This window comes from Tahibacter aquaticus, from assembly GCF_004363655.1.
Lineage (GTDB): Bacteria > Pseudomonadota > Gammaproteobacteria > Xanthomonadales > Rhodanobacteraceae > Tahibacter > Tahibacter aquaticus.
In genome coordinates, this window is record NZ_SNZH01000018.1 from 75,970 (window position 1) to 100,998 (window position 25,029).

Here is a 25,029-nt window from a genome sequence, read left to right on the forward strand (position 1 = left end):
TTTTGGCGATTGTGTCGCAGTCGCGTAATAATCAATTCACGAGACGCTAACCCTTTTTCTGTACTTGCTGGTACACTAATCGCCGTTCGCACGGTGAAACCCAACTGGGAACTCCCGTCGGATTTAGCACTCATACCTGACGAGTGCTAACCTAGTTCCAGAATTGGAGGTTTCAAGCCATGAGCGAAGCGCTTGCCCTAGTCAGCAACAACCTGCCGATTCCGAGTGCACTGGGCAGCCTTGAGGCTTACATCAGCGCCACGCATCGGGTTCCGATGCTGACGCAGGACGAGGAACAAGAACTGGCCGAACGCCTGCGTCGCGATAGCGATCTCGATGCGGCCAAGCGCCTGGTTCTTTCCCACCTGCGTTTTGTCGTACATGTAGCACGCGGTTACCAGGGTTACGGTCTGCCGCTTGGCGATCTGGTGCAGGAAGGCAATATCGGTCTCATGAAGGCGGTCAAGCGCTTCGATCCCACCTTGGGCGTGCGCCTGGTTTCCTTCGCCGTGCACTGGATTCGCGCAGAAATGCATGAGTTCATCCTGCGCAACTGGCGCATCGTCAAGGTCGCCACGACCAAGGCGCAGCGCAAGCTGTTCTTCAATCTGCGCAAGTCGAAGAAGCGTCTGGGCTGGTTGACGCATGAGGAAGCGCAGACGGTCGCGAAGGAGCTCGGCGTGCCGCTGGCAACCGTGCTGGAAATGGAATCGCGCCTGTCCGGCCGCGACGTCGGCTTCGACGCGCCCAGCGACAGCGGTGACGACGATGCGCCGCCTGCTCCGGTGGCCTATCTGGTCGACCACACCGCCGATCCCTACCAGACGCTGGCCAACGACGACCAGGAAGAATCGCAGCTGGAATCGCTGCGCGAAGGCATGGCCCGTCTGGACCAGCGTTCCCGCGACATCGTCACCCGGCGCTGGTTGCGCGACGGCGAGAAGGCAACGCTGCAGGAACTGGCCGACGAGTACGGTGTTTCCGCCGAGCGCATCCGCCAGATCGAAGCGAATGCCATGAAGAAGATGCGCGCGCTGTTCGTCGCCTGATTCTTCGTTACAGCAAGACGATGGACAAACGGCCCCGCGAGGGGCCGTTTTTTTGCGCGGGCAGGATTCGCCTAGCCGTCGCCGGCGTGCTTCTGCCCGACAATGATTCGGGCGTGGCGCTGATAGGTCCAGTACGACCAGCTCCAGTTGATCAACACGATCAGGCGGCTGCGGAAACCGATCAGAAACAGCACGTGGATGAACAGCCAGAACCACCAGGCCACGATGCCGGACAGGCGTATGCGGCCCAGGTCGGCGACGGCGGCCATGCGGCCGATAGTGGCGAGTGAGCCCGCATCGCTGTAGCGGAAGGCCGCCGGGGTTTCGCCGCGCAGGCGTTGCCGTATCGCCCGTGCCGCATGCGTACCCATCTGCTTGGCGGCCGGAGCCACGCCGGGTACGGGGCGACCGTCCTGCTGCTTGCTCGCCAGGTCGCCGATGACCAGGATTTCCGGGTTACCGGGCAGGCTCAGGTCGTCCTCGACGACGACGCGGCCAGCCTTGTCCAAGGGTACGTCCAGGCTGCGTCCCAGCGGCGACGCGGCCACGCCGGCCGCCCACAGCACGGTGTGCGCGGCGATGCGCTGCTCGCCCAGGGCGATACCCTGGGCATCGACGGCGGTGACCGGCTTGCCCGTGTGCACTTCCACGCCCAGACGCTGCAGTTGGCGCGTGGCCTTGGCCGACAGTTCCTCGGGCAGGGCCGACAGCACGCGCGGGCCGGCCTCGACCAGCAACACGCGCGCTGCGGCCGGATTGCTGCGGCGGAATTCGCGCCGCAGCGTATGCCGGGCGATTTCCGCCAGCGTGCCGGCCAGTTCCACACCGGTCGGGCCGCCGCCGATCACGACAAAGTTGAGCCAGGCCGCGCGCCGGGTCTCGTCGGTCTCGGCTTCGGCGCGTTCGAACGCCGTCAATACGCGGCGGCGGATGACCAGGGCGTCGTCCAGCGTCTTCAGGCCGGGCGCGAACTCGGCCCAGTCGTCATGGCCGAAGTAGGCGTGGCGCGCACCGCTGGCGACGATGAGGAAGTCATACGCAAGCTCGCTGCCGTCGACGCAGCGGACTCGCCGGTTGGCTTTGTCGATCGCGCTCACTTCGTTCAGCAGCACGGTCGCATTGGCCTGGCGCCGCAGGATATGCCGCAGCGGCGCGGCGATGTCGGGCATGGACAGGCCGGCGGTGGCGACCTGGTACAGCAGCGGCTGGAACAGATGGTGATTGACCCGGTCGATCAGGCTGATGCGCACCTTCGCCGTGGCCAGGCCGCGGGCGGCCCACAGCCCGCCGAAACCCCCGCCGATAATAACCACATGTGGATAATTTTCCGTCTGCATGACTTGCTCACTGGATTGCCTTCAATAGAGGTCGATCGGGTCCACGTCGAGGGACCAGCGTACGCGCCGCGCCGACGGCAGCTGGCGCCAGAATTCCATCCAGCCCGGCAGCAGCGCCTGCAGGCGCGCACGCTCCGGCGCACTGAAGTGCAACTGGGCGCGCGCCAGGCCGGCACGAAGAGGCATGGGAGCGGGCAGGGGCCCGTAGATGGCGACGCCGTCGGCTTCGCCGCAGACCGTGGCACAGGCGGCAAGAAATTCCTCCGCTGCGGCGGCATCCTTGGCTTCTGCGCGCAGCAGGGCCATGTGCGTATACGGCGGCAGTTCGGCTGCCCTGCGTTCCAGCAGCAGGTTTTGCGCCAGTGCGCGATAGCCGCCGCGGATCAGTACGCCGAGCAGGGCATGGTCGGGATGATGGGTCTGCAACAGCACCAGGCCAGGCTTGCTCGCGCGTCCGGCGCGTCCGGCCACCTGCACGATCAGCTGCCCCAGGCGTTCGCTGGAGCGGAAATCGATGCTGTGCAGGCCCTCGTCCACGCCGAGTATCGCGACCAGGGTCAGATTGGGCAGGTCGTGCCCCTTGGCCAGCATCTGCGTGCCGACATAGATGCCGGGCTGGTGCGGACCCAGCCGGTCCAGCAAGGCTTCCAGCGCGCCGCGCCGCCGCGTGGTTTCGCGGTCGATGCGCACGATCGGCGTATCCGGAAACAACTCGCCCAGTGCTTCTTCCAGCCGCTCGGTGCCTTGTCCCTGCGGCATCAGGTTGGCGCCGCTGCATTCGGGACATTGCATTGGCACGCGCCGCTCGGCTTCGCAGTGATGGCAGGCGAGGCGGCCGCGCTGGCGGTGCAAGGTCATCGGCTTGGCGCAGCGCTCGCACTCCGCATGCCAGCCGCAGTCGTGGCAGAACAGCACCGGCGCGTAGCCGCGGCGGTTGCGGAAGATCAGCGCCTGCTCGCCGCGGCCCAGGGTCTCGCGCAGGGCGGTCAGCAGTTCCGGGCCGAGGCCGTGGCTCAGGCGCGTACGCCGCGCATCGATCACGCGCAACTGCGGCGGTTTGGCGTTGCCCGCGCGCAGCGGCAGCTCCAGGCGTTCGTAGCGCCCGCCAGCGACATTGGCCAGGCTTTCCAGCGATGGCGTGGCCGAGCCCAGCAGCACCGGAATCTGCAGTGCCCTGGCACGCACGACAGCCAGATCGCGGGCGCAGTAGCGAAAGCCGTCCTGCTGTTTGTACGAGGCATCGTGTTCTTCGTCCACGGCGATCAGGCCCAGTCGTGGCAATGGCGCGAAGATGGCCGAGCGTGTGCCCAGGATGACATTCGCTTCGCCGCGCGCGGCCGCCAGCCAGGCGCGCGAGCGCTCGCCCTCGGCCAGGCCCGAGTGCAGTGCATGCACGCCGGCGCCGAAACGGTCGCGGAAGCGGCGCAAGGTCTGCGGGGTCAGGCCGATCTCGGGCACCAGTACCAGCGCCTGGCGGCCGGCTGCAATGACCTGGTCGATCAGGCCCAGATAGACCTCGGTCTTGCCGCTGCCGGTAATGCCTTCGAGCAGCCAGGGCTGGAAGCGCTGCAGTGCCTCGGCGACTCGCGTCACGGCAGCGTCCTGGGCTGGATTCAACGGCGGCGGCGCCACGCGTGCGCCGAGCACAGGACTCGCCGCCAGCGCGACGGTTTCCACCAGCCCGCGCTGGCGCAGGGCCGACGCGCTGTCGCGCCAGCGCGGCAGGGCCAGGTCCAGCGCGGCATAGGTCTGCGCCCCATCGGCCAGGCGTTCGAACAGTTCGCGGATGCGCGTGCCGCGGCGCAAGGTGTCGGCGCTGGTGTCGCGCCCGTCGGCGCTCAGGGCGAGTGCGCGATAGCCTTCGAACGGCAGCGGCTTGGCCTGGCGCATGCCGACCGGCAGGGCGGCTTCCAGCACGGCGCCCAGCGGGTGCTGGTAGTAGCGGGCAGCCCATTGCAGGGTCGCCAGAAGTTCGCTGCTGAGCAGCGGCTGCGCGTCCAGCACGCTGCTGACACGCTTGAGCTTGGCCAGCGGAATGTCGCTGCTGTCGCTGCTGCCGACGACGATGGCGACCTGCCGCCCCGGTCCGAACGGCACGACGACACGGCAGCCGGGCGCCGGCAACGCGCCGCGCGGCGCGAGGTAGTCGAACAGCTGCGGTAGCGGCACCGGAACGGCGACGCGCAGGATCTCAGGCATGGGCAGTGCTTATAGCCGCAATCCGATCCATCGGATGCTCTCCTGCGCTATGGAGCCGCTGCCGGCAAATGCAATCACCTGCTGCTGTCCAGGCCGGCGAGCCGGCGATAGACGTAACGCGCGGCGGCCAGATCCTGCACGATGCTGCCCAGCGACTTGTACACCGTGATGTCGTCCGCAGCGACGCGGCCAGGCAAGTCAGCGGCCAGTACCTGGCCGATCTCGCCCAGCACATGGCTGTCGTCGACCAGGCCGGCGGCCTTGGCGCGTAGAAATTCCGCGCCCTGTTTCAACACGGATTCGCGGTGGTCGGCGAAAAAACGCGCACGGCATACCAGCGCACTGTCGACTTCCACCGGGCCGGGCCGGCCGGAGCCGACCAGGTTCACGTGGCAACCTGGCGCCAGCATCGTGCCTTCGAGTATCGGTTCGCTCGCATGCGTGAGCGTGCAGACCATATCGGCCGCATCGACCGCGGCGGCGACGCTGTCGCAGTAGCGCAGCGCCAGCGGCGCCAGTGCTACCTGCAAGCGCATGCGGCCGATAAACGCCTCGGCCTTGTCGCGCGAGCGACCCCAGATGCGTACTTCGCGCAGGCGGCGCACCTGGGCCAGCGCGATCAAATGCGTTTCGGCCTGTTCGCCATAGCCGAGCAAGGCCAGCACCTGCGCGTCCTGCCGTGCCAGCGCATCGGTGGCGACCGCCGAGGCCGCCGCCGTGCGCAGCGCGGTAATCGCCTGCGCATCGACCACGGCCAGCGGTGCGCCACTGGCGCGGTCGAACAGCGCCACAAGGCCTTGATGCGAGGGCTGGCCGCGTTCGGCGTTGTGCGGGTAGACGCTGATCAGCTTGGCGCCGAAACAGTCTTCGCCCAGCCTGCCCGGCATCAGTCCGAGCAGGTCGCCGCCGTCCAGGTCCAGAATGCTGCGCAGCGGCTGCTGCGCCTGGCCGCGGGACAGCGCGATCATGGCTTTGCGCACGACCGCGATGCACGCCGCCGGCGACAAGGTGCTGCGTACCTGCGCCGCATCGATGCAGATCAGGCTCATCCGGGCTGCGCCTGCGGCGCCCGGGAACGCAGCCAGCGCACGAGCAGGCCGGCGTTGATCACCATGATGATGCCGTAGATGGTCGGCGTGATCGCCAGCGACATCTGTCCCAGGATGGACAATGATAAAAATGTCGCCATCGATGCATTGTGGATGCCGACCTCGATCGCCACGGTCAGGCTGTCGTTGCGATCCAATTTGAGCAGCGCGGCCAGTCCCAGGCCCAGCGCCATGCTGGCCGCATTCAGCACAAAGGCTGCCGGGCCTGCCTGCCAGAGGTTCTGCAGCACCAGGCCGAAACTGATCGCCACGGCAAAGCCGATCACTGCGATCAGCACGATCAGCGAGGCCGGCCGCAGCCACGGCGTCAGGCGTTCGGCAGTGGCCGGCCAGAGCCGGCGGATCAGCATGCCGGCCAGCATCGGCGCCAATGTCATCTGCGCCAACGTCAGCATGGTCCTGGGCACCGATAGTGCCGGCATCTGCCCCTGCACGAACCAGTGCTGCAGCGCCCAGCTCATCAGCGGCGGGATGGTGAAGACAGTGATCAGACTGGACAGGCTGGTCAGCACCACGGCCAAGGCCACGTTCGCCTTGGCCGCATAGGTAATGGCGTTGGACGTGATGCCGCCGGGACAGATGGCCAGGATAAACAGCCCTGCCGCCATGGCAGGCGGCAGGCCAAACAGCCAGATTATCAGCAGGGCCAGCGGCGGCAGCACGATCAGCTGGCCGAACAGGCCGCCGAACACGGCCTTGGGATTGCGCGCGACTTCGGCGAAATCGCGCAGGCTCAGCGACAGGCCCATGCTGAACATGATGGCGACCAGCCCAACCGGCACGACGACGCTGTTGACCAGGGCGATGAAGGTGTCAGACATGGGCGGCCCCGCACCGCGGTGTATGCGGCCTCATGCCCAGATGTCCCGCGCATAGCGCAGGAAATTGTTGCCGAGGATCTTGTCGATGCGGCTGCGGCTATGGCCGCGCTGCTTCAGGCGTGCCGCCAGGTCGAAGAACTGGCCGGGACCGCGCAGGTCGAGCACGAACGGCAAGGTGTCCGGGCTTTCGCCCTTGGCGCTGATGCCGGCCTTGCGCCGCTCCTCGATCTCCTTGGCCAGCAGGCCGCGGTAGGCCTCCAGATCGTCGATCTGGGTGACGTCGCCGTCGGTGCCGATGCCGACCGCGTCTTCGCCGCAGACCTTGATGGCGTGTTCGATATGCGCCACCACGTCGTCGGCACTGGCCTTGCCCTGGGCGTGCAGGAAGGGCATGAAATAGATGCCGACGAAGCCGCCGCGTTCGGCCACCAGGCGCAGTTCCGCGTCGGTCTTGTTGCGCGGCAGGTCGGTCAGGGCGCGGCAGCCGGTGTGGTTGATCGAGATCGGCTGGCGCGACACTTTCGCCGCTTCCAGGCAGGTCTGCTCGCCGCTGTGCGACAGGTCGACCATGATGCGGTTGTCATTGAGCCGCGCCACGACCTCGCGGCCGAACGGCGTCAGGCCGCGGTTGCCCGGCGCCATCGAGCCGTCGCCGATCTGGTTGGCCGGGTTGTAGGTCAGCTGGATGATGCGCACGCCCAGATCGGCAAAGATGTCGACGCGGTCCAGCGTGTCGCCGACCATGGACGCATTCTGGAAGCCGTAGATGATGCCGACCTTGTCCTCGCGCTTGGCACGCAGGATGTCGTCGGCCTTGAGCACCTTGAGCACATGCGCCGACTCGTCGCGGATCATGCGGTCGTACAGGGCGATGTCGGAGATGCTGCGCTCGAACGGATCGCCAGGCCCGGCGACAAAGCCTATGGTCCAGTTCACCGCGGTCAGGCCGGAGGCGCGCATGTCCTTGAGGGTGCGCGCATCGAAGTGCAGGCGCTCGCGCGGCTGCAGTTCCTGGCCGGCCGGGTTGGGCGAGCCGGACTCGTGCTGGTTGGGGTTGTTCAGCGCGCCCAGGGCGTTGACGATCAGGCTGTCGCGCCATTCGGCAGCGGCTGTAGCGGGCACTGCGCTAGCTGCGGCCGTCACGCTGCGCGGCACCGTCGCGGCGGTCAGGGCGGCGCCGGCAAGGCCGAGGAACTGGCGCCGGGCGAGGCGCGGAAAAGCATCATTCATGGGTGGAAGACCTGGGACGGACCAGCGCCGATCATGGGACAGCCCGGCCCGCCAGCCAAGTGCGCCAATGGGCCTTCCCTGCGGTGTCGACGGCATGTATCGAGACTTCCCAATCGGCCAGGCAACATTCCTGGTCAAAGTTTCAGCAATGGCGTGCAGAAACCTGTTTTAGAACGGTTTTATCGTTTATCCACAAGGCCTGTGGATAAGCTTGTGGATGAAGGTCGGACAGACGTGCGCAAAGGCCGTCAATACGCGCTCTTCCTTAACATGGCGAATCTTTAATCAATTCGCCATAGTTATTTAAAATCAATGAGTTGAATTGTCTTAAAAGGTTAATATGCTGCACTTTCCGCGTTTGCCGCAGCGGGCGGGGCAGCCCGGGCGGGGCTGTGCACAACCCTTGACAGGGCAGCGCTTTCGCCACCGCCCGCATGAGGATTGGCTTTGCCCGCTGTCAACCGGTTTCGATGCCCTGCGTTGAGGCGGGGCAGGACCAAACCGGCTGGCCTGTCAATGACTGCTAACCTTGCAAAGGATGCCTGCTGGATGCCGCTGGACCGGGTTGAAGCCAGTACTGCCAGGCAGCGACTCGACGGCTTCCTGCGCGGCGTCGAGCGACGCGCCTTGCGTATGGCAGAGTTTGCTACAGCGAACCGCGAGGAAGCGCTGGACCTGGTGCAGGACGCCATGCTCGCTTTCGTACGCAATTACGCCGCCAAGCCCGAGGCCGACTGGCCGCCGCTGTTCCACCGGGTGCTGGATTCGCGCCTGACCGACTGGCACCGGCGCAACCAGGTGCGCAGCCGCTGGCTGAGTTCCTGGTGGCCGGCGAAGAACGACGAAGAAGCGGAAGACCCCATCGCCACGGCGCCCGATCCGGGCGAAGTGGGGCCGCTGGCACGCCTGATGGGCGAGGATGCAGGCCAGGCGCTGGACGTTGCGCTGAAGCAGCTGCCGCTGCGCCAGCGCCAGGCGTTCCTGTTGCGTATCTGGGAAGGCCTGGACGTAGCCGATACGGCTACCGCCATGCGCTGCGGCGAAGGCAGCGTAAAGACTCACCTGTGGCGTGCGCTCAATGCGTTGCGCCAGGCCCTGGAGGCACATCGATGAAGCAGCCGCAGGATTGGACCGACCGGGCGCGGGCGCTGCTCGACGCCTCGGCTCAGCATCTCGACGGCGCGACCGTGTCGCGCCTGAACCAGGCGCGCCAGCGCGCGCTGGCCGTACAGGCGCAGCGGGGAGCGTCCGGCTGGGTCTGGTCGCGCCGCCTGGCCTTGGCGGCCTCGCTGGCGCTGGCAGCGGTGATGTTCTGGCCAGATGCCCGCAATGGCGCCAATCCGGCGGCTACGGCCAGCGCGGCGCTATCGCCGGAAGACGCCGAACTGCTGGCGGACGGTGCCCTGGAATTGACTGACGAACCGGAGTTCTACGCATGGCTGGACGCGGACGACGAGCACAATGGCTGAGCGCGGCACTGCTGGCGACAACGGCTGTGGCGGCAGTGCCGCCACCGGCGGCACCACCGCCCGCCGCAGGCGCCACGGATGCCCAGGCCCAGGCCGACCTGCTGCTGTTCCTGAGCGAGTTCGAGGATGCCGACGGCGGCTTCCTCGACCCGGCCGAACTGCCGCCTGCCGAGCTGTCCGCCGAGGATGACGACGATGCGCGCTGATTCCCGCCTGCGCCGCCTGCAGGTGCTGGCCTTGGCCCTGCTGCTGCCGCTGGCCTTGCCGCTGTGGGCGCAACCGCCGCCGCCGGCAGCTGCTGCGCTGCCGATTCCCTACAGCAGCCTCAGCGCCAGCGAGCGCGAGCAGCTGCAGCCGTTTGCCGCCGACTGGGACCAGTTGCCGCCGGAACGCCAGGCGCGTCTGCGTCGCGCCGCGGCGCGCTGGGCCCAGATGACGCCCGAGCAGCGCGAACAGATGCAGGAACGCAAGCGCCGCTGGCAGGCCTTGCCACCGGAGCAGAAGGCCGAATTGCGCGAGCGCCTGCAGAATTTCCGCCGCATGTCGCCGGAACAGCAGGAGCGCGTTCGCCGCGGTCAGGAGCGTTTTCGCCAGCTGCCGCCGGAAGAACGTGCGCGCCTGCGCGAAGAATTCCAGCGCATGGCGCCGACCGAACGCCGGGCTTTCCTGCAAGGCGCGGCGGCGGAACGCCGCGCACTGGCGCGGGAGCGCTGGCTGCAGTCGCTGCCCGAGGCCGAACGCGAACCGATGCGCGCCATGATCGACGGCTTTGCGCCGGATCAGCGCAAAGCCTTCCGCCGTCTGCTGATGGATACGCCGGCAGCGCAGCGCGAAGGACTGCGCCGCGAATTCCTCGGCCTCGATCCTGCGGCGCGCGCCCAGCGCCTGCAGCAAGCCTTGCCCGAGCGCAGTCCGGAATAAGCCGCATTGGCCACGGCAGCGAGACTCCGCTGCCAGGGCTGGGCAACGCCACGATGCAGGCATCTGTGCCGGCGGTACCGCGGCTGCGGCACAGACGGGCCCGCGTCGACGATGCCCGGTGCGCGGGGCGCCTCAGGTGGCCTGCAATACCCGCCGTGTCGCCGAAAACCGCGTACCGAACCGCGCCAGCCCGTCGGCGCGCATCGCCGCCGCGTGCTTGGCGAAATACGCGTCCAGCGCGGCCTGGTCGCGCAGGCGGTAGGCAACCACAAGCGTGCAATGCGTGGAATCTGCTGCTTCGTCCACACGTGCAAATTGCTGTGCATCGACGAAGCCGGGCAGAGCCAGTATCTGCGCCACGTGCTCGTGCAGCCAGGCGGCAAAGTCCGCGGCGATGCCGCGCTCCACCTGCAAGGTGACCTCGTAGACGATCATACGGTCGCCAGGGTGATGACAAAGGCCAGCACCACCGCGAGGCTGACCAGCATGCTGTAGCAGGTGCCGATCACGCTGAACTTGAGAATGGTCATGAACCAGTTCTGCCGATAGACGCGTTTCTGCATCAGTAACAGATACAGCGGAATCCACCAGCTGGCGGCGACTACCGCCCAGTGCAGCGGTGTTGCCACGACCGGCCAGGTCAGCGCGGCCAGCTCCAGCAGTGCAATCAGCAGCAGGCTTTGCATCAGGAAGGCGTGGCTGTGCAGCGCCACGATCAGGTGTTCCATGTAGTAGCGGCGCTTGAAGATGAAGAACACCTTCAGCATCAGCGCAAACAGCGGCATCAGCACGAACAGGGCCTGCGGCAGAACGCCGAACAGCGCGGCAACCACGCGCTTGGGGTCGGTGCGCAGCAGTTTGCCGTTCTCGATGAACTTGCCAATCATCTCGTTGAACTTGGCGTTGCCCGCCTCGGGCAGCCAGTCGATCGTGACCGGGTTGGTCTTGGGATCCCAGTTCGAGCCGTTGAAATTGAAGCCGATCTGGTTCTGCTTCTCGACCGGGATTGCCGGTGGCTCCGGCGGCTGTGGCTCGCCCGGATCTGCCGGAACTGCCGGCACGGCCGGCGGCTGCACAGTCCCCCATTCGCCGTCCGGCAGCGGCGGTGGCGGTGGCGGCAGGCCGAGGGCCTTGGCGTCCTGCACTTTCCTCAGATAGTCCAGCCGCTCCTGCGCCTGCTTGCGGATCTCGTCGCGGGCTTTTTCGATCTCCGCGCGTGCCTCGGCCGGCATCATGCCGTGGCGGGTTGCCTGGTCGATGCCCTTCAGCGCTTCGTCGCGGTAGCGCAGCACGTTTTCCGGCGTGGTTGCCTCGGCGATGGAGTCGCCGCCGAACTTGAGCCAGGTGCTGGCGCTGTTGGTCAGCCCGCTGCGGTCGGCGGCGAACTGGGTGACCAGGAACGCGACGATGGTCAGGAAGAAGAACAGCCGGAACGGCGTGACATAGCGCTGGCGCCGGCCGATGAAGTATTCGGTGGTGAGAAACCCGGGCTTGAGGTAGAGCGGGCCTATCGTGCGCAGGATGCGCGAATCGATATTGAATACGCTGTCGATCACGTCGGCGGTCAGGCCCGACAGCGGCCGGATCATGCCCTTCAGCGGCTGGCCGCAGTGATGGCAGTACTCGCCCTGCAAGGCGACGCCGCAGTTGGCGCAGGGTGTTGCTGCCGGAAGCGCCGGTCCGGGCGCAGTGGGTTTGGCGGAATCGTTCATTGCTGGCGGCTGTTCATGCAGGGCGGATTGACGCGGAAGTATGGCGCATCGCCGCGGCAAGTGAACGGCGTGCGGCGAGCTTGCCGCCGGCTGCCTCACTTCCGTTTTACCCGCGCCTGCTAGACTGTGCGGTCGCCCGTTTCCCTGATCGTGCTGCATGGCTTCTTTCGACCGACAACGCCTCTGGCACGAACTCGCCGCCACCGTCCTGCTGGCCCTGCCCCTGGTGGCCGGACAGCTCAGCGGCGTGGGCATGACCGTGATCGACACCATGCTCGCCGGCCATCTGAACGCGCATACCCTGGGTGCAGTGTCGGTAGGCGCAAATTTCTGGGTACTGGCCTATGTGGCCGCGCTGGGCGTGACCATGGCCTTGTCGCCCTCGGTAGCCCAGATCAAGGGCGCGCAGCGCTACGACGAGATCGGCCCGCTGTTCCGCCAGGCGCTGTGGCTGGCGGCAATGATGGGTGTCGTGCTGTTTTTCGCCGTACGCGTGGTGGTGGTGCATTTCCTCGAATGGATAGGCGTCGATCCGACCCTGCGCGGTGACGCCCAAGCCTTCGTGCGGGCCATTTCCTGGGGCGCCCCGGCGCAATGCGGCTATTTCGCCCTGCGCGGTGTCAGCGAAGGTTATGGCCTGACCCGGCCGACCATGTATTTCGGCCTGCTTGGCCTGGCCCTGCTGGCGCCGATAGGCTGGGCGCTGATGTACGGCAAGCTGGGTTTTCCGCCGATGGGCGCCGAGGGCTGCGGCATTGCCACCGCCCTGGTGCTGTGGCTGCAGTTCTTCGCCCTGCTGGCCTGGCTGCGCTGGCGGCCGCAATACCGCCCGCTGAACCTGTTCGCCCGCTGGGAAAAGCCGAACTGGGGCGAGATCGGCCAGTTGCTGCGCATTGGCGTGCCGATGGGCGTGGCCATCTTCATGGAAGCCAGCCTGTTCGCCGTGGTCGCGCTGATCCTGGCCGGCCTGGGCGAGAACACGGCCTCGGCGCACCAGATTGCGCTGAATGTCTCGGCGGTCTGCTTCATGGTGCCGCTGGGCCTGGCCCTGGCCATCACCGTACGTGTCGGCCATGCGGTCGGCGCCAACGACGAGCGCGGCGTGCGCTATGCCGGCTATGCCGGCATTGCCCTGTGCCTGGTGACCCAGTTCGTTTCCGCTGGCGCCATGTTGCTCGTGCCCGAACGTATCGCCGCGCTGTATACCAGCGATGCGGCGGTGATCGCGCTGGCCGCGCAGCTGTTGATCCTGGCAGGCCTGTTCCAGTTTTCCGATGGCATCCAGGTTGCCTCCAACGGCGCCTTGCGCGGGTTGAAGGACACGCGCCTGCCCATGCTGATCACGGTGTTCGCTTACTGGGGCATCGGCATGCCGGTGGGCTGGTACCTGGCCTTCCGCCAGGGCTTCGGCGCGCGCGGCATGTGGATGGGCCTGATCGCCGGACTGTCGGTCGCGGCCGTACTGCTGTTCCTGCGCTTTCATCGCCAGGCCCGGCGCGGCCGCTGGCAGGGCGCGCCACTGGCGGCAGGGGATTCCCTTTCCGATCCGCGCCACAATGTGCATTGACCCGCCGCGTCTGCGCGGCAACCTCGACTTGGCAATCTGGAGACTGCAATGACGGAGCGTAAGCCCGGTCCCCTGCGGCGGTTCTTTGTCGGCATCTGGGATGCGATCAACTTCACCCGGCGGCTGGTGTTCAACCTGATCTTTCTGTTCGTGCTGCTGGTCTTCCTGATCGCGCTGTCGAGCAAGGCGCCGGTGATCGAACCGCGTACTGCCCTGGTGCTGGAACTCAAGGGCGACCTGGTCGAGCAATACCGTGCCGATGCGGGTTCGCGCGCGCTGGAACGCATGCTCGGCAACAAGACCAGCGAGATCCAGCTGCGCGACGTGATCGACGTCATCGGCCGCGCCGCGAAAGACCCGAACATCGAACGCATCGTGCTGATGGCCGACGATCTGCGTGGCGCCGGCGTCGCCTCGCTGATGGAGATCGGCACCGCGCTGGAACGCTTCCGCGCCGAGGGCAAGGGCAAGGAAGTCATCGCGGTTTCCGACGGCATGACGCAGATGCCGTATTTCCTCGCCTCGCATGCGGACCAGATCCTGCTGCACCCGGACGGCGCGGTGCTGCTGAACGGTTTCTCCAGTTATCGCGGCTACTACAAGGATCTGCTCGACAAGCTCGCCGTCACCGTACACCTGTTCCGCGTCGGCGAATTCAAATCGGCGGCCGAGCCCTACATCCTCAACGGCGCCTCGACCGAAGCACGCCAGGCCGACCTGTACTGGCTGGACGGCCTGTGGCAGACCTGGCTCGGCGAAGTCGCCGGCCGGCGCAAGCTGGAAGCCAAGGCGATCCAGAACGGCATCGAGATACTGCCCGAGGCGATCGAGGACGCCCAGGGCGACATGGCCAAGATCGCGCTCACCTCGCATCTGGTCGACCAGCTCGCCACGCGCGACCAGGCGCGGGAAATCCTCATCGCCAAGGGCGTGGAGGACAAGGCCAAGCACAGCTTCCGCCAGGTCCACTGGCGCGATTACCAGGCCATGCTGCGCAGTTCCAGCCTGCCCGACCTGCGCGCTTCCGTCGCCGTCATCGTGGCCGAAGGCGAGATCGTCGGCGGCGAACAGACGGCGGGTACGGTCGGTGGCGAATCCACTGCGGCACTGCTGCGCGAGGCGCGCGAGGACGACAACGTCAAGGCCGTGGTGCTGCGCGTGAATTCGCCCGGCGGCGAAGTGTTCGCGTCCGAGCAGATCCGCCGCGAAGTGGAACTGATCAAGCAGGCCGGCAAGCCGGTGATCGCCTCGATGGGCGACGTGGCTGCCTCGGGCGGCTACTGGATTTCCATGAACGCCGACGAGATATTCGCCCAGCCGGCGACCATAACCGGCTCCATCGGCATCTTCGGCCTGTTCGTGAATATCCCGGCCACGCTGGAGAAGATCGGCGTGCATACCGACGGCGTCGGTACCACGCCGTTCGCGGCGGCGCTGGACCCGCGCCTGCCGCTGGATCCGGCCGTGGGCAAGGTGATCCAGTCGATCATTGAAAAAGGCTATCGCGATTTCATCGGCCGTGTGGCCAGCGCCCGCGGCAAGGAACCGGCACAGATCGACGAGATCGCCCGCGGCCGCGTCTGGACCGGTCGCCAGGCGCTGGAGCGCGGCCTGGTCGACAAGCTCGGCGGACTCGATGCCGCGGTGGCCGCCGCCGCGGAGAAGGCCAAGCTGGGCAGCGATTTCCAGACGCGCTACGTGGAAAAGACGCCGGGTGCGTTCGAGCAGTTCCTGCTGAACATGAGCGAAAGCGCGAGTGCGCAGGCCCTGGCGCGGATCGAGGTGCTGCGTCCCGAGGCGATGCTGCTCGACGACGCCGACCTGCAGCGCCCCTTGCGCCTGTTGCGCAATGTGCATTCCGGCAAGCCGGCCATATTTGCCTATTGCTTCTGCGAAGTGCGCTGAGCCTGACACTGCCGGGCCGGGGATGCCCCCGGTCCGGTCTACGCGCGGTCGATGCGCTCTGCGCCGTGGCGCTGCAGTGCCTCCACCATCACCTGTTCCAGCGAGTTGTCCGCATCGTGGCGGATCGCATCGAGTGCGGCGGTATTCCAGTCCTGTACCAGCTTGCCGCCGAGCAGCAGCACGGCGCGGCTGATGAAGCGTTCCGCCACTTCCAGCGCATGCGTGGCGAGCAGCACGGCGCAACCCTGGTCGCGGGTAAGCCTTACCAGGTGCTGCTTGAGGGCGAAGGCGCTGAGCGGGTCCAGCCCGTTCATGGGTTCGTCCAGCACGATCAACGGCGGCTCGCCGATCAGGCCGAGCAGAATGCCGAGTTTCTGCCGCGTGCCCAGCGAGTAGCTCTGTACTTCGCGATCCAGCCAGGTATCGAAGGCGAGTTCCTGCGCCAGGGCCAGCGTCGCCGCCGGAATGGCAGCGAGATTGCGCGCGCCGGCAAACAGCTCCAGGCACTGGCGGCCGCTGAGCAGTGGCGGCAGCAGGGTCGGATCGACCGCGAAGCCGAGTTTCTGCTTGGCACCCATCGGATCGCTGGACATCACTGCGCCTGCGATGACGACCTGGCCTGACTGCGGCGCGAGGATGCCGGCCAGGCAGCGCAGCAAGGTGGTCTTGCCCGATCCGTTAGGCCCGATCAGTGCAACGAATTCACCGCCTTCGATGGCCAGATCCAGTCCGTCGAGCACGCGATGCTGGCCGTAGCTGTGAACCAGGCCGGCAATTTCCAGGGCAGCCATCAAATACTCCGGGCAACGACGTAGTGGCGCGCAATCAGCGCCAGGGCAAGGACCAGCGCCAGCGGCACGAACTGCGTAGCCAGTGCCAGCAGCAGGCAGGTTTCGGCAATCGCGCGGCTGCGTGCCAGATACGGGCGGTGGCGATAGCGCCAGCACAGGCTCAGCGACAAGGCACTGCCCAGCCCCAGCGCCAGCACGTAGCCCAGCGCCACCGGCCAGCGCGCCGCCTGCAGCAGCAGGCCGGCGGCGCCGGACGTGGCCGTGCAGGCAAACGCGAACAGCGGATAGCGCAGCGTGGCCGCGGCAAAACGCGGAAACGGCAAGGGCAGGGCGGCGAAGGTCTGGCTGGCGCGCACGATGGTGTTTTCGCTCGCCCGCAAGGCCAGTCCGTACCAGATCAGGCCCACGCCCAGCGCCGCAAAGGCGATCAGCGGCAGCAGCGGCATGCCCATGGGCACCAGCAGGCCCAGCGCGCCGATCTGCCAGGCACGGCCGCCGGAACGCCAGCGCCGCACCGTTTCGCGTCGCTGCCAATCGGGCAGATTGTGCAATTGTGGATGATCCAGCCAGGGCAGGCGCAGCAGGGCGGCGCTGGAATGCGCTTGCGTGCGCCTGCTGCCGCCACTGTGCTGGCGGCTGCGCAGGGCGGCGAAGAATCCGGCCGAGGCTCCCAGCCACAGCCCGGCGCTGGCCGTGGCCGCCAGCGGCATCAGCCATTCGGTGGAGCGGCGCGACAGCACGACGATGCCCAGCAGCACGGCCAGTACGATGGCATTGGCGAACACGGTCTGCAGCAGCGCATGCAGGCGCAGGCTGCGCTGCGTTGCCGCGGCCGGTATCGGCATCGCGCCCCACCAGCCCAGGCGCAACTCCTGCAACAGCTCGACGGTGGAGCTGCGCCCCATGGCGAAACCGAATGCGGCAAAGGCTAGGCCTATCGCCAGCGGCTGTTGCACGATCAGGCGCAGCAACAGGCCTATGCGGTCGCCGTCGATACGGCTCAACGCGGCCGCAGCGATGGCCAGCAAGGCAGCGCCGGCGAGCAGATGGAACAGGGTCTGCGGCCAGTGGCGCAGGGCCAGGCGCAGGCGATTGCCGGCGACCAGGCGGCTCTGTTGCAGGCGCGGATGAAAATAGGCGGGCATTGTGCGAGTGTGCGCACACGCCCCGGCGCGCGGCATGGGCCACGAGTTGGGTTGTCTTTGGCAGGGATTGCGATGAACCCCACTGCGCATTTGAGCCTGGCCACGCTGCCGCCCGAGATGCTCGCCGACCTGCGCGCGCACTACGCCCAGCCGCCCCGCGCCTACCACAATTTCGAGCATGTGCAGGAAGTGCTGGCCCAGTTCGCCGCCGTAGCCGCCGGGCCGGGCTGGCAGCAGCCCGACGAAGTCGTGCTGGCCCTGCTCTATCACGACGCCATCTACGAAGCCGGCCGCAAGGACAACGAAGCGCGCAGCGCCGAACTGGCCGCTGCGGCGATTGCGCGGTGGCTGCCGGCACAGGCCGTCGATGCGCAGCGTGTGCAGCAGCTGATCCTGCTGACCGCCAGCCACGGCCATCTGGCCGGAGAGTCGCTCGATGCCGATGCGGCGCTGTTCGTCGATTGCGACATGGCCATCCTGGCGGCGTCGGCCGAACGCTTCGATGCCTACGATCGCGAGATTGCGCAGGAATATCGCGGCAAGCTGCCGCAATGGATGTTTCGCCACTACCGACGGCGCTTTCTGCGCGGCCTGCTCGATTCCGCAGCGATCTACGTTTCGCCCTGGTTCCGCGAGCGGTGCGAGGCGGCGGCGCGGGCGAATATCGCGCGTTGCCTGGCCGGGCGCAGCGCGTTGAAGTCCAGCGCCGGGCGCTGACGCGGTCCGTCCGCGCCAGACGCGCTGCAGGACCATTCCTGCACGCTGCAGCAGAGCCATGCGGTGGCCTGCAGCGAGAGGGCTTATAACAATGTGCTGGCGCGCGATCGGCGCGCGCTGCGCTCTGCTACCGTGATTTGCATGAATGAATCCGTTGCCGGTCCTGCCGCCCTGTGCGATGCGGTAGAACCCGAATTGCTCCGCGTCGGTTTTGCTTTTGTCGACGGCGCCACCTTGCGCACACAGTTGCTGGCCGGCGGCGCGCTGGACGACTGGGACGCTTTCGCCGCCAGCTGGAACGATCTCGCTGTCGATACCTACATGGCGGACCAGGGCCGTTACCGCCGCCGCCGCCACGCGGTGTATGCCGCAGTGCCGGGCCAGGCGATCCAGCGCCAGGCTGCGCAGCCGCATTTCCAGACGCTGGAATACAACGTACTCAACGGCGGTATCGCGCGCTGGTTCCAGCCGGTATCCGAGCATTGGGACGCTGGCCAGTCACTGCCGACGGTATTGCGTTACTGCCGCGGCCTGTTCGAACACCTGGCCGGCGGCCAGCCGCGCTGGCATATCGAAATCCATCAGTTCCGCATCGAGGCCAAGGCGGGCGAAGCCGGCCTGCCGACGCCCGAAGGCGTGCATCGCGACGGTGTCGACTACGTACTGGTGCTGCTGGTCGCGCGGCGCAATATCGCCAGTGGCACGACCACCATCCATGAACCCGGCGGCCGCCTGCTCGGCGAATTCACCCTCGCGCAGCCCTTCGATGCAGCCCTGGTGGACGATGCGCGCGTCTGCCACGGCGTGACGCCGGTGCAGGCCGTCGACACGTCTTCACCGGCTTATCGCGATGTACTGGTAGTGACATTCCGGCGCAATGCGTAGAGCACGGCAATCCAGTCAAACGCGCTTCAGCCTGGGTTCGCTAGGGTCGCAGCCAATTCTTGCCGGAGTCTTCCCGTGTCGTCTTGCATCAGCGGCCTTTGCGCCGGGCTGCTTGCGCTGGTCGCCGTCGACGGACGCAGCCAGCCGCTTCCACCGTCCCTCCCTCCGCACGATTTTTCCTATTCCGTTTATGTCGACATGGCCCGCGCCCATGTCGAGCAGCAGGGCGAACGCGACCTGCTGCAGCGCCTGATCGCGCGCGATCCACAAGGTCTCCTGATCCGTTTTCCGCCAGGTAGCGAAGCGCGTGTCAGCGTGCATCTGAAAAGCGGCGTCCTGCGTTATGCCGCCGACGACAGGGACGAAGTCCACCTGCCCGACAAGCGCGAATGGCGTCGCGACAACCCGCGCATCGTGCTGTCGGTGCGCCCGGTGGAACTTGCGCTGGATTTCTAGGCGCAATGTAGGCGGCGATGAGCGCAGCGAATTCCACCGTCGCAGCCCTCACGCAAGCCGCCACGCCAAGCTCCTTGCGGTGCAATTCGCTGTGCTCATCGCACCCTACGAAAGCGCTGTGCCGCGCGTGGTTTCAAACCACCATATGCTGCTGTGACGTCCAGCGTCCCAGGCAATCTTCCACTTCGACAAAATGCGCGTAGTGTTTTTTTATCGCCGCGCGCAGGCGGGGCGAATGATCGCCTTCGGCTTCGTTCTCGAACAGGTCGTGCATCAGGCCGATCACGCGCCGTTCGCGCTCGTGCAGGGCGACCGCCTGCACTTGTGGATGGCGCGGATCGAACTGATGGCGCAGTTCCTCGTAGCCGAGGTTGGGTGCCAGTGAACGCACCGCGTGGGCCGGCGACGTCTGGAACAGCAGGCGGGTGGCGACCAGGTCGTCGAGCAGATCGCGCCGGCTGCGTACCGCCAGCGCAAATACGCTGGCGATCTCCGGGTCGCGGATTTCGTCGCAGGCGAAGGCATAGTATTCGCGGCCTTCGCGCAACATCCGTATCAGCAGCTGGGCATCGTCAAAAGCGCTCATGCTTGCGGTCCCTTCGTCGTGCTCGCGGAAACGTATCCTTATTCAAGACGCGTTGGCATGTCGTGAGCGGACGGTTAGCTGGCCCGGGATTACCCTCACGCCCACTCGGTTAAACCTTCCACGTCGTACAGGTGAATCCAACTGGGGCGTGCGCGCACGCGGTCGGCCAGGGCTTTCAGGCGCGGCCATTGGGTTGCCGGCCTGGGCATATTGCGCGACCAGCGCATCAGCATGACGGCGTAGAAATCCAGTGCCGAAATTTCAGCGCCGAGCAGATAGGGCCGGCCGTCGGCCAGCAGCTCGTCGAGCTGATCGAAGCAGCTTTCGATGCGCACGCGCATCGCTGCCTTGAGTGCAACCGCGTCCACGCCTTCCACGTCGCTGGGGTAGAACCACAGGCGAAAGGCAGGCTGCAGCGTATTGGCCAGGAACAGCACCCATTGCAGGAAGGCATTGCGCGACGGTGTACCCGGCGCCGGGGCCAGGCCCGCCTCGGGGTGGCGTTCGCACAGCATCAGCAGCAGGGCAGGGGTTTCGCGGCAGGGCTGATCGTCGATCGCCAGGGTCGGCAGCACGCCGTTGGGGTTCAGGCGCAGATAGTCCGCATCGCGGTTGGCGCCGGACTCTATGTCGACCAGGCGCAGCTGGAACGCCGCGCCGATCTCCAGCAGCAACAGGTGCGGCAGCATGCTGGCCGCACCGGGCGAGTAGTACAAGGTGTACATCGAGGGCTCTCCTGGTCAGGGGAAAAACGGAACACGCCGAACGGGCGTTGCTGGCCGCCTCCCTTGCCGCGAGGAGGCGGCCAAACCCTTGCACTGCAAGGGTTTGCAAGGCCATGGAAGCATGCGTCCGGGTACATGGAAAAGGCTTGCTCGGCCTTTCCTGGCCCAGCAGCATACGTGGCGGCGGCGACTGCCACGAGCCTCGCCGGGCCTGCCGGGTGGCGGACTGCCGGAAGTCATGCACGACTTCCAGCGCGCGCAATGCCTGCAACCCTGCGGCGAAAATCTGCATCGAAGGGCGTAACTTCCGCTGGCTGGGTCAGCTTTCTGCGACCGGCGGGATACCTGCAACTGCTTTTGCCGACGGAGTGACTTATGAAACGCCTGCTGCTTGCCGCCGCCCTGGGGCTGTCCCTGTCCGCCACCGCTGCCGCGCACGAGCGTGGCCATCACTTCAACAGCTGCGGCGTGGACAGCAATTATTCGGTCAGCTTCGAACAGGGCGGCCTGCTGTTCGCCCGCGACGAAGGCAAGCCGGGCCGGGTGCTGATGCGCAAGGGCCATCTGGAAATCGACGGGCGGGAACTGGCCCTGAGCGATGCCGACCGGGCCCGCGTCGCTGAATTCGAAGCCACCGTGCGTGCACTGGTACCGCAGGCCAAGGCGATAGCCCGCGATGCGGTCGACATTGCCTATACCGCGGTCAGCGAGGTCGCTGCAACGTTCTCCAAGACCGCCGACAACTCCGCCACGCGCCATCGACTGGAAGGCCTGCGCGACGAGTTCAAGCAGCGCCTGAACGACAGCTTCGACCGCCGTCCCTGGAGCGAGGACGAATTCGAAAAACTGTTCGAGCAGGCCATGAGCGATCTGATGCCGGTGATCATCGGCGAAGTCGCCGGTACCGCCATCGCCATCGCCCTGAGTGGCGACGAAGCTGGCGCCGCCGAGCTGGAAAAGCGCGCGAGCAAGCTGGAACAGGACATCGAAAAGCGCATCGACACGCAGACGGTGCAGCTGGCCGCCCGCGTCGCCGCGCTGTGTCCGATGGTGGCCAGCCTGAACCGGATCGAGTCGGGCCTGGAGCTGCGCCTGGACGAAGGTCGCCGGCTCGATCTGTTCGATATGCAGGACTGAACGACTGCACTTCAACTTGCATGCCGAGTCCGCCGGCTACCGTGCACAGCGCAATCCGCCTGCTGTCGCGGCCTGGACATAAATGCCTTCAGCGACAGGCGATTGGCGTTTTCGTCCAGCCTGGCACGGCGCTTGCGACAGCTGGCCCGAGTCCACCGACACGGAGCAGGCCCCGATGCAAGCGAACGACGACACGCCGCGCAGCGACAGCAGCAACTGGCGCGAGGAAGGCCCGCAGGCCATAGCCCGCGGCCTGCAGCCCGACAAGGAACAGGCGGCGATGGTGGACGAATCGCTCTGGCTTGCGCTGAACGCCTGGGCCTGAGGAGGACGACATGCTCAAACTCGCCATCATCTTCGGCCTGATTTCCCTGGTCGCCGGCGCGCTTGGCTTTACCGGAGTCGCCGGCGCCTCTGGCGGTATCGCCAAGATCATCTTCGCGATCTTCCTCGTATTGCTGCTGCTGGCCCTGGCCGGCATCGTGCTCGGCTTCAGCATCGCCTTCTGACCGGCGCGGCATTTCGCGGCGGGAAAGCCGCTGCATTGCAGGCGAACGTTCATGACCTGCCGGGTGGCAGATATCCACCCGATCCGGCGCCCCCGGCAGGTTCACTGGTGTTGTGACGTGGTACCGGGACTTTGGCGGGGCGGGCACAGGGAAAGGCGCCCGCTCCGCCGGGAATCGCAACGCGGCGGTATCGATGCATCAGGGGGCTGCGGTCTTCTCCACCTTGCCGCCTTTCATCACGAAAGTTACTTTTTCCATATTTGCAATGGTGTCGAGCGGATTGCCCGGCACGGCGATCACGTCTGCGTACAGGCCGGCCTTGAGGCTGCCGACGCGGTCGCCGCGGCCCAGCAGCTCCGCCGCGCGCACGGTTGCCGCCTGCAGGGCCTGCATCGGCGTCTGGCCCCATTCCACCATCTTGGCGAACTGCCTGGCGTTGTCGCCGTGGGGATAGACGCCGGCATCGGTGCCATAGGCGATCTTCACTCCGGCCTTGGCGGCGCGCTGGAAACTCTCGCGCTGGGTGCGGCCGACCTTGCGTTCCTTCTCGATGATGCTCTGCGGATACTTCAGGCGGCCGAACTCGGCCAGGATGTAGTCGTCGTTGTAGATGTCGGCGACCAGCCAGGTGCCGTGCTTCTTCATCAGCGCGATGGCCTCGTCGTCGAGGAAGCTGCCGTGCTCGATCGAATCGACACCGGCCTTGATCGCCATCTTGATCGCCTCGGTGCCGTGGGCATGGGCGGCCACTTTCCTGTGCCAGCGATGCGCTTCGTCAACCACGGCATTCATTTCGTCCTGCGAGTACTGCGGATCGCCGACCGATTCTTCCTCGGTCAGCACGCCGGCGCTGGCGGCGAACTTGATCACGTCGGCGCCGAATTTCACGTCGAAGCGGATCTTCTCGCGGATCGCGTCGACACCGTCGGCGATGCCGCTGAAGCCTTCGGTGCGGATATACGGCGAGAAGCCGGTGCCGCTGTCCATATGGCTGCCGGTAGCGCCCAGGGCCAGGCCGCTGGCGACGATGCGCGGCCCGCGCACTTCGCCGCGGTCGATCGCATTGCGCAGAGCCACATCGATGAATTCGGCCGAGCCGACGTTGCGCACCGTGGTGAAGCCGGCGTCCAGTGTGCGCTGGGCGTAGACATGGGCGCGCACGGCGTTGTCGATCGCGCTGCGGCGGAAGGCCTCGACGTAGTAGTCGCCCGACTGCCAGTCGATATGCACATGGCAGTCGATCAGCCCTGGCAGCAGGGTCACGTCGCCCAGGTCGATACGTCTGGCATCGGCCGGTACCTGGCCGTCGCTGCGTACGTCGACGATGCGTTCGCCGTCGATCACGATCACGGCCTGGTTGCGCAGGCTGCCGCTGTCGACGTCGACATAACGCGCCGCGGTCAAGGCAATGCGTTCGGCCTGGGCCGCGGCGGGAAGCAGGGCAAGCGCAAGGACGGCAGCAAGCGGACGCAGTACGGGCGATGGCGACATGGTCGGGCTCTCGGCGGGGGAAGGCCGAGGGTAATCACAGCGCCGCAGGAAAAGGAACCTGCGAAGGTCATGCTTTTCCTGCGATCGGCCAACGGACGCGCTATTCCGCGCGTTCGTGTAAATAGTCGCGCCCTTGCTGCATCAGGGCGACGAAGCTGGCTTCGTCGCCGTTGCGCACGGCGGCCAGCAAGGTGTGCACCGCCTCGTCCAGTGCCGTCAGCGCCGGTCCGTTGTGCTCGTTCAGCGACTGGATCTCGAAATACAGGTGCGGATTCTCCCGCGCCACGGCCTCGGCAATGCCGAGCTGTGCACCGAACGTGGTGGACGACACAGCCTTGAGCCGCTCCGCATCCACGCCGCTGCCGGCCAGTGCCGCGACGAAGGCGATATTCAATGCATGCGACAGGCCCAGCACCAGCGCGATCACGCGGTCGTGCTCGTCCAGGTCCATCTCCACCGTGATGGCTGTCGTGGACGAGAACAGGCTGCGTGCGGTTTCCAGCGCCTCGCGATCGCCACTGTCGATGAGCACCACATGGCGGCCGGCCAGCACATTGGCCGAAGGTCCGAACATGGGGTGGATCGAGGTCGCGCGTACGCCGGCCGCATTCAGTGCCTGCAGCGATTCGCGCAATGGGGTCTTGATCGAGCCCAGGTCGAACACGATGCCGGGTGGCTTGTGGACCGCCAGGGCGCCGAGGATGCGTGCCGCCGGGCGCAGCGGTGTGGCGACGACGATAAGGTCGTGCGACAGCTCGCCCTCGTCCCAGCGTTCGCGCTGGTGGAAGCCGGCGCTGTTGGCGACCGGATCGGCCACTTCCACCGCATAGCCCTGGGCATCGAGAAAGCGCGCGAACCAGGCACCCATGCGGCCGCTGCCGCCGATCACCAGCGCCCGCTTGCCGCCACCCTGGGACAGGGCGCGCACGGTGTCCTGTTCCTGCCGTGTCAGCGACGCGGCGATCAGCAACTGCATCAGGCCGGCGGCGAGTTCCGGATCGATACCGGCTTCGCGCGCATGGCCGCGCACGTTGTCCAGCACTTCTTTCTCGCGGCGGAAGTCGCGCAGCGGCCGGCCGCTGCCGCGCTTGCTCGCGCCGATCTCGGCCACGATGCGCTGACGTTCGGCAGCGAGGCGAACCAGGTCGCGGTCGACCTGGTCAAGTTGGGCGCGCAATTGGGGTATGTCCATCGATCATCGTCCCGGGCAAACGGCAGCCAGCTTAGCGGGGGGCGGGTGCGGTGGCGCGAACCAATCGGAATAAGTG

General features: G+C 66.6%; 26 protein-coding genes. 13 read left to right on the forward strand and 13 right to left on the reverse strand.

Annotation, left to right across the window (positions count from 1 at the left end; translation table 11 throughout):
- Positions 1-179: 179 nt before the first annotated feature.
- Positions 180-1,049 (forward strand): RNA polymerase sigma factor RpoH, encoded by an 870-nt coding sequence (gene rpoH / locus DFR29_RS23830; RefSeq protein WP_133821146.1) that lies wholly within the window; start codon positions 180-182, stop codon positions 1,047-1,049.
- Between the two features lie 71 nt (positions 1,050-1,120).
- On the opposite strand, the gene DFR29_RS23835 is transcribed toward rpoH, so the two are convergent.
- The 5 genes from DFR29_RS23835 to DFR29_RS23855 all read right to left on the reverse strand — a co-directional run bounded on the left by DFR29_RS23835 (position 1,121) and on the right by DFR29_RS23855 (position 7,745).
- Positions 1,121-2,386 (reverse strand): NAD(P)/FAD-dependent oxidoreductase, encoded by a 1,266-nt coding sequence (locus DFR29_RS23835; RefSeq protein ID WP_133821147.1) that lies wholly within the window; start codon positions 2,384-2,386, stop codon positions 1,121-1,123.
- Between the two features lie 21 nt (positions 2,387-2,407).
- Entirely contained in the window at positions 2,408-4,585 is a 2,178-nt protein-coding gene (locus DFR29_RS23840) for a primosomal protein N' (RefSeq protein WP_133821148.1), read from the reverse strand.
- Positions 4,586-4,659: 74 nt separating this feature from the next.
- Entirely contained in the window at positions 4,660-5,634 is a 975-nt protein-coding gene (locus tag DFR29_RS23845; RefSeq protein WP_133821149.1) for an ornithine cyclodeaminase family protein, read from the reverse strand.
- Positions 5,631-6,515: a bile acid:sodium symporter family protein gene (locus DFR29_RS23850; RefSeq protein ID WP_133821150.1), complete on the reverse strand. Its 885-nt coding sequence runs from the start codon at positions 6,513-6,515 to the stop codon at positions 5,631-5,633. The genes DFR29_RS23845 and DFR29_RS23850 overlap by 4 nt, the downstream gene beginning before the upstream one ends.
- Before the next feature lie 30 nt (positions 6,516-6,545).
- Complete coding sequence (locus tag DFR29_RS23855; RefSeq protein ID WP_133821151.1) at positions 6,546-7,745, reverse strand: dipeptidase; 1,200 nt, start codon at positions 7,743-7,745, stop codon at positions 6,546-6,548.
- 516 nt (positions 7,746-8,261) lie between these two features.
- Here DFR29_RS23855 and DFR29_RS23860 point away from each other — a divergent pair.
- Genes DFR29_RS23860 through DFR29_RS23875 form a run of 4 tightly spaced genes read left to right on the forward strand, consistent with a single transcriptional unit; the run spans position 8,262 to position 10,135 of the window.
- Positions 8,262-8,858 carry an RNA polymerase sigma factor gene (locus DFR29_RS23860; protein WP_243746165.1) on the forward strand — a complete coding sequence of 199 codons (597 nt, stop codon included), beginning with the start codon at positions 8,262-8,264 and terminating at the stop codon, positions 8,856-8,858.
- Positions 8,855-9,214, forward strand: coding sequence for a DUF3619 family protein (locus DFR29_RS23865; protein ID WP_133821152.1), 360 nt, complete (start codon positions 8,855-8,857; stop codon positions 9,212-9,214). The genes DFR29_RS23860 and DFR29_RS23865 overlap by 4 nt, the downstream gene beginning before the upstream one ends.
- Positions 9,181-9,420: a hypothetical protein gene (locus tag DFR29_RS23870; RefSeq protein WP_133821153.1), complete on the forward strand. Its 240-nt coding sequence runs from the start codon at positions 9,181-9,183 to the stop codon at positions 9,418-9,420. The genes DFR29_RS23865 and DFR29_RS23870 overlap by 34 nt, the downstream gene beginning before the upstream one ends.
- Positions 9,410-10,135 carry a DUF3106 domain-containing protein gene (locus tag DFR29_RS23875; RefSeq protein WP_166654299.1) on the forward strand — a complete coding sequence of 242 codons (726 nt, stop codon included), beginning with the start codon at positions 9,410-9,412 and terminating at the stop codon, positions 10,133-10,135. Before DFR29_RS23870 ends, DFR29_RS23875 begins: the two co-directional genes overlap by 11 nt.
- 132 nt (positions 10,136-10,267) lie before the next feature.
- Here the strand turns inward: DFR29_RS23875 and DFR29_RS29390 are convergent, their stop codons facing one another.
- Together DFR29_RS29390 and DFR29_RS23885 are read right to left on the reverse strand one after the other, a co-directional pair.
- A complete protein-coding gene (locus DFR29_RS29390; RefSeq protein ID WP_166654300.1) occupies positions 10,268-10,570 on the reverse strand; it encodes a DUF4286 family protein in 303 nt (100 codons plus the stop codon).
- Positions 10,567-11,847, reverse strand: coding sequence for a DUF3667 domain-containing protein (locus DFR29_RS23885; RefSeq protein ID WP_166654301.1), 1,281 nt, complete (start codon positions 11,845-11,847; stop codon positions 10,567-10,569). Before DFR29_RS23885 ends, DFR29_RS29390 begins: the two co-directional genes overlap by 4 nt.
- A 157-nt stretch (positions 11,848-12,004) precedes the next feature.
- Here DFR29_RS23885 and DFR29_RS23890 point away from each other — a divergent pair, with 157 nt between their 5' ends.
- Positions 12,005-13,414, forward strand: a complete 1,410-nt coding sequence (locus tag DFR29_RS23890; protein ID WP_133821156.1) for an MATE family efflux transporter — start codon at positions 12,005-12,007, stop codon at positions 13,412-13,414.
- A gap of 48 nt (positions 13,415-13,462) precedes the next feature.
- Complete coding sequence (sppA, locus tag DFR29_RS23895; protein WP_133821157.1) at positions 13,463-15,319, forward strand: signal peptide peptidase SppA; 1,857 nt, start codon at positions 13,463-13,465, stop codon at positions 15,317-15,319.
- A 38-nt stretch (positions 15,320-15,357) separates the two neighbouring features.
- On the opposite strand, the gene DFR29_RS29395 is transcribed toward sppA, so the two are convergent.
- Positions 15,358-16,110: an ABC transporter ATP-binding protein gene (locus tag DFR29_RS29395; protein ID WP_166654302.1), complete on the reverse strand. Its 753-nt coding sequence runs from the start codon at positions 16,108-16,110 to the stop codon at positions 15,358-15,360.
- Entirely contained in the window at positions 16,110-17,255 is a 1,146-nt protein-coding gene (locus tag DFR29_RS29400) for a hypothetical protein (protein WP_166654303.1), read from the reverse strand. Before DFR29_RS29400 ends, DFR29_RS29395 begins: the two co-directional genes overlap by 1 nt.
- 72 nt (positions 17,256-17,327) lie before the next feature.
- Here DFR29_RS29400 and DFR29_RS23905 point away from each other — a divergent pair, with 72 nt between their 5' ends.
- The 3 genes from DFR29_RS23905 to DFR29_RS23915 all read left to right on the forward strand — a co-directional run bounded on the left by DFR29_RS23905 (position 17,328) and on the right by DFR29_RS23915 (position 19,313).
- Positions 17,328-17,972, forward strand: coding sequence for an HD domain-containing protein (locus tag DFR29_RS23905; RefSeq protein ID WP_243746166.1), 645 nt, complete (start codon positions 17,328-17,330; stop codon positions 17,970-17,972).
- A gap of 141 nt (positions 17,973-18,113) precedes the next feature.
- The gene (locus DFR29_RS23910) at positions 18,114-18,857 is read left to right on the forward strand and encodes a 2OG-Fe dioxygenase family protein (protein ID WP_133821158.1); all 744 of its coding nucleotides are present in this window, start codon (positions 18,114-18,116) and stop codon (positions 18,855-18,857) included.
- A 75-nt stretch (positions 18,858-18,932) separates the two neighbouring features.
- Entirely contained in the window at positions 18,933-19,313 is a 381-nt protein-coding gene (locus DFR29_RS23915; protein WP_133821159.1) for a hypothetical protein, read from the forward strand.
- Between the two features lie 133 nt (positions 19,314-19,446).
- Here the strand turns inward: DFR29_RS23915 and DFR29_RS23920 are convergent, their stop codons facing one another.
- Entirely contained in the window at positions 19,447-19,899 is a 453-nt protein-coding gene (locus tag DFR29_RS23920; protein WP_133821160.1) for a hypothetical protein, read from the reverse strand.
- Positions 19,900-19,994: 95 nt separating this feature from the next.
- Positions 19,995-20,624 (reverse strand): glutathione S-transferase family protein, encoded by a 630-nt coding sequence (locus DFR29_RS23925; RefSeq protein ID WP_133821161.1) that lies wholly within the window; start codon positions 20,622-20,624, stop codon positions 19,995-19,997.
- Positions 20,625-20,999: 375 nt separating this feature from the next.
- Between DFR29_RS23925 and DFR29_RS23930 the strand changes: the two genes are divergently transcribed.
- The 3 genes from DFR29_RS23930 to DFR29_RS23935 all read left to right on the forward strand — a co-directional run bounded on the left by DFR29_RS23930 (position 21,000) and on the right by DFR29_RS23935 (position 22,270).
- The gene (locus DFR29_RS23930; protein WP_133821162.1) at positions 21,000-21,761 is read left to right on the forward strand and encodes a DUF2884 family protein; all 762 of its coding nucleotides are present in this window, start codon (positions 21,000-21,002) and stop codon (positions 21,759-21,761) included.
- 175 nt (positions 21,762-21,936) lie between these two features.
- Positions 21,937-22,086: a hypothetical protein gene (locus DFR29_RS29405; RefSeq protein WP_166654304.1), complete on the forward strand. Its 150-nt coding sequence runs from the start codon at positions 21,937-21,939 to the stop codon at positions 22,084-22,086.
- A gap of 10 nt (positions 22,087-22,096) precedes the next feature.
- Entirely contained in the window at positions 22,097-22,270 is a 174-nt protein-coding gene (locus DFR29_RS23935) for a DUF1328 domain-containing protein (protein WP_133821163.1), read from the forward strand.
- A gap of 198 nt (positions 22,271-22,468) precedes the next feature.
- Here DFR29_RS23935 and DFR29_RS23940 read toward each other — a convergent pair whose 3' ends face one another.
- Together DFR29_RS23940 and DFR29_RS23945 are read right to left on the reverse strand one after the other, a co-directional pair.
- Positions 22,469-23,761, reverse strand: a complete 1,293-nt coding sequence (locus DFR29_RS23940; RefSeq protein WP_133821164.1) for a Xaa-Pro dipeptidase — start codon at positions 23,759-23,761, stop codon at positions 22,469-22,471.
- Positions 23,762-23,861: 100 nt separating this feature from the next.
- Entirely contained in the window at positions 23,862-24,953 is a 1,092-nt protein-coding gene (locus DFR29_RS23945; RefSeq protein ID WP_133821165.1) for a bifunctional chorismate mutase/prephenate dehydrogenase, read from the reverse strand.
- Positions 24,954-25,029 lie beyond the last annotated feature (76 nt).

Excerpts from the sequence above, each read along its gene's own strand:
- rpoH (WP_133821146.1), top strand. The coding sequence starts at position 180 with ATGAGCGAAGCGCTTGCCCTAGTCAGCAACAACCTGCCGATTCCGAGT.
- DFR29_RS23835 (WP_133821147.1), bottom strand. The coding sequence starts at position 2,386 with ATGCAGACGGAAAATTATCCACATGTGGTTATTATCGGCGGGGGTTTC.
- DFR29_RS23840 (WP_133821148.1), bottom strand. The coding sequence starts at position 4,585 with ATGCCTGAGATCCTGCGCGTCGCCGTTCCGGTGCCGCTACCGCAGCTG.
- DFR29_RS23845 (WP_133821149.1), bottom strand. The coding sequence starts at position 5,634 with ATGAGCCTGATCTGCATCGATGCGGCGCAGGTACGCAGCACCTTGTCG.
- DFR29_RS23850 (WP_133821150.1), bottom strand. The coding sequence starts at position 6,515 with ATGTCTGACACCTTCATCGCCCTGGTCAACAGCGTCGTCGTGCCGGTT.
- DFR29_RS23855 (WP_133821151.1), bottom strand. The coding sequence starts at position 7,745 with ATGAATGATGCTTTTCCGCGCCTCGCCCGGCGCCAGTTCCTCGGCCTT.
- DFR29_RS23860 (WP_243746165.1), top strand. The coding sequence starts at position 8,262 with ATGACTGCTAACCTTGCAAAGGATGCCTGCTGGATGCCGCTGGACCGG.
- DFR29_RS23865 (WP_133821152.1), top strand. The coding sequence starts at position 8,855 with ATGAAGCAGCCGCAGGATTGGACCGACCGGGCGCGGGCGCTGCTCGAC.
- DFR29_RS23870 (WP_133821153.1), top strand. The coding sequence starts at position 9,181 with ATGGCTGGACGCGGACGACGAGCACAATGGCTGAGCGCGGCACTGCTG.
- DFR29_RS23875 (WP_166654299.1), top strand. The coding sequence starts at position 9,410 with ATGCGCGCTGATTCCCGCCTGCGCCGCCTGCAGGTGCTGGCCTTGGCC.
- DFR29_RS29390 (WP_166654300.1), bottom strand. The coding sequence starts at position 10,570 with ATGATCGTCTACGAGGTCACCTTGCAGGTGGAGCGCGGCATCGCCGCG.
- DFR29_RS23885 (WP_166654301.1), bottom strand. The coding sequence starts at position 11,847 with ATGAACGATTCCGCCAAACCCACTGCGCCCGGACCGGCGCTTCCGGCA.
- DFR29_RS23890 (WP_133821156.1), top strand. The coding sequence starts at position 12,005 with ATGGCTTCTTTCGACCGACAACGCCTCTGGCACGAACTCGCCGCCACC.
- sppA (WP_133821157.1), top strand. The coding sequence starts at position 13,463 with ATGACGGAGCGTAAGCCCGGTCCCCTGCGGCGGTTCTTTGTCGGCATC.
- DFR29_RS29395 (WP_166654302.1), bottom strand. The coding sequence starts at position 16,110 with ATGGCTGCCCTGGAAATTGCCGGCCTGGTTCACAGCTACGGCCAGCAT.
- DFR29_RS29400 (WP_166654303.1), bottom strand. The coding sequence starts at position 17,255 with ATGCCCGCCTATTTTCATCCGCGCCTGCAACAGAGCCGCCTGGTCGCC.
- DFR29_RS23905 (WP_243746166.1), top strand. The coding sequence starts at position 17,328 with ATGAACCCCACTGCGCATTTGAGCCTGGCCACGCTGCCGCCCGAGATG.
- DFR29_RS23910 (WP_133821158.1), top strand. The coding sequence starts at position 18,114 with ATGAATGAATCCGTTGCCGGTCCTGCCGCCCTGTGCGATGCGGTAGAA.
- DFR29_RS23920 (WP_133821160.1), bottom strand. The coding sequence starts at position 19,899 with ATGAGCGCTTTTGACGATGCCCAGCTGCTGATACGGATGTTGCGCGAA.
- DFR29_RS23925 (WP_133821161.1), bottom strand. The coding sequence starts at position 20,624 with ATGTACACCTTGTACTACTCGCCCGGTGCGGCCAGCATGCTGCCGCAC.
- DFR29_RS23930 (WP_133821162.1), top strand. The coding sequence starts at position 21,000 with ATGAAACGCCTGCTGCTTGCCGCCGCCCTGGGGCTGTCCCTGTCCGCC.
- DFR29_RS29405 (WP_166654304.1), top strand. The coding sequence starts at position 21,937 with ATGCAAGCGAACGACGACACGCCGCGCAGCGACAGCAGCAACTGGCGC.
- DFR29_RS23935 (WP_133821163.1), top strand. The coding sequence starts at position 22,097 with ATGCTCAAACTCGCCATCATCTTCGGCCTGATTTCCCTGGTCGCCGGC.
- DFR29_RS23940 (WP_133821164.1), bottom strand. The coding sequence starts at position 23,761 with ATGTCGCCATCGCCCGTACTGCGTCCGCTTGCTGCCGTCCTTGCGCTT.
- DFR29_RS23945 (WP_133821165.1), bottom strand. The coding sequence starts at position 24,953 with ATGGACATACCCCAATTGCGCGCCCAACTTGACCAGGTCGACCGCGAC.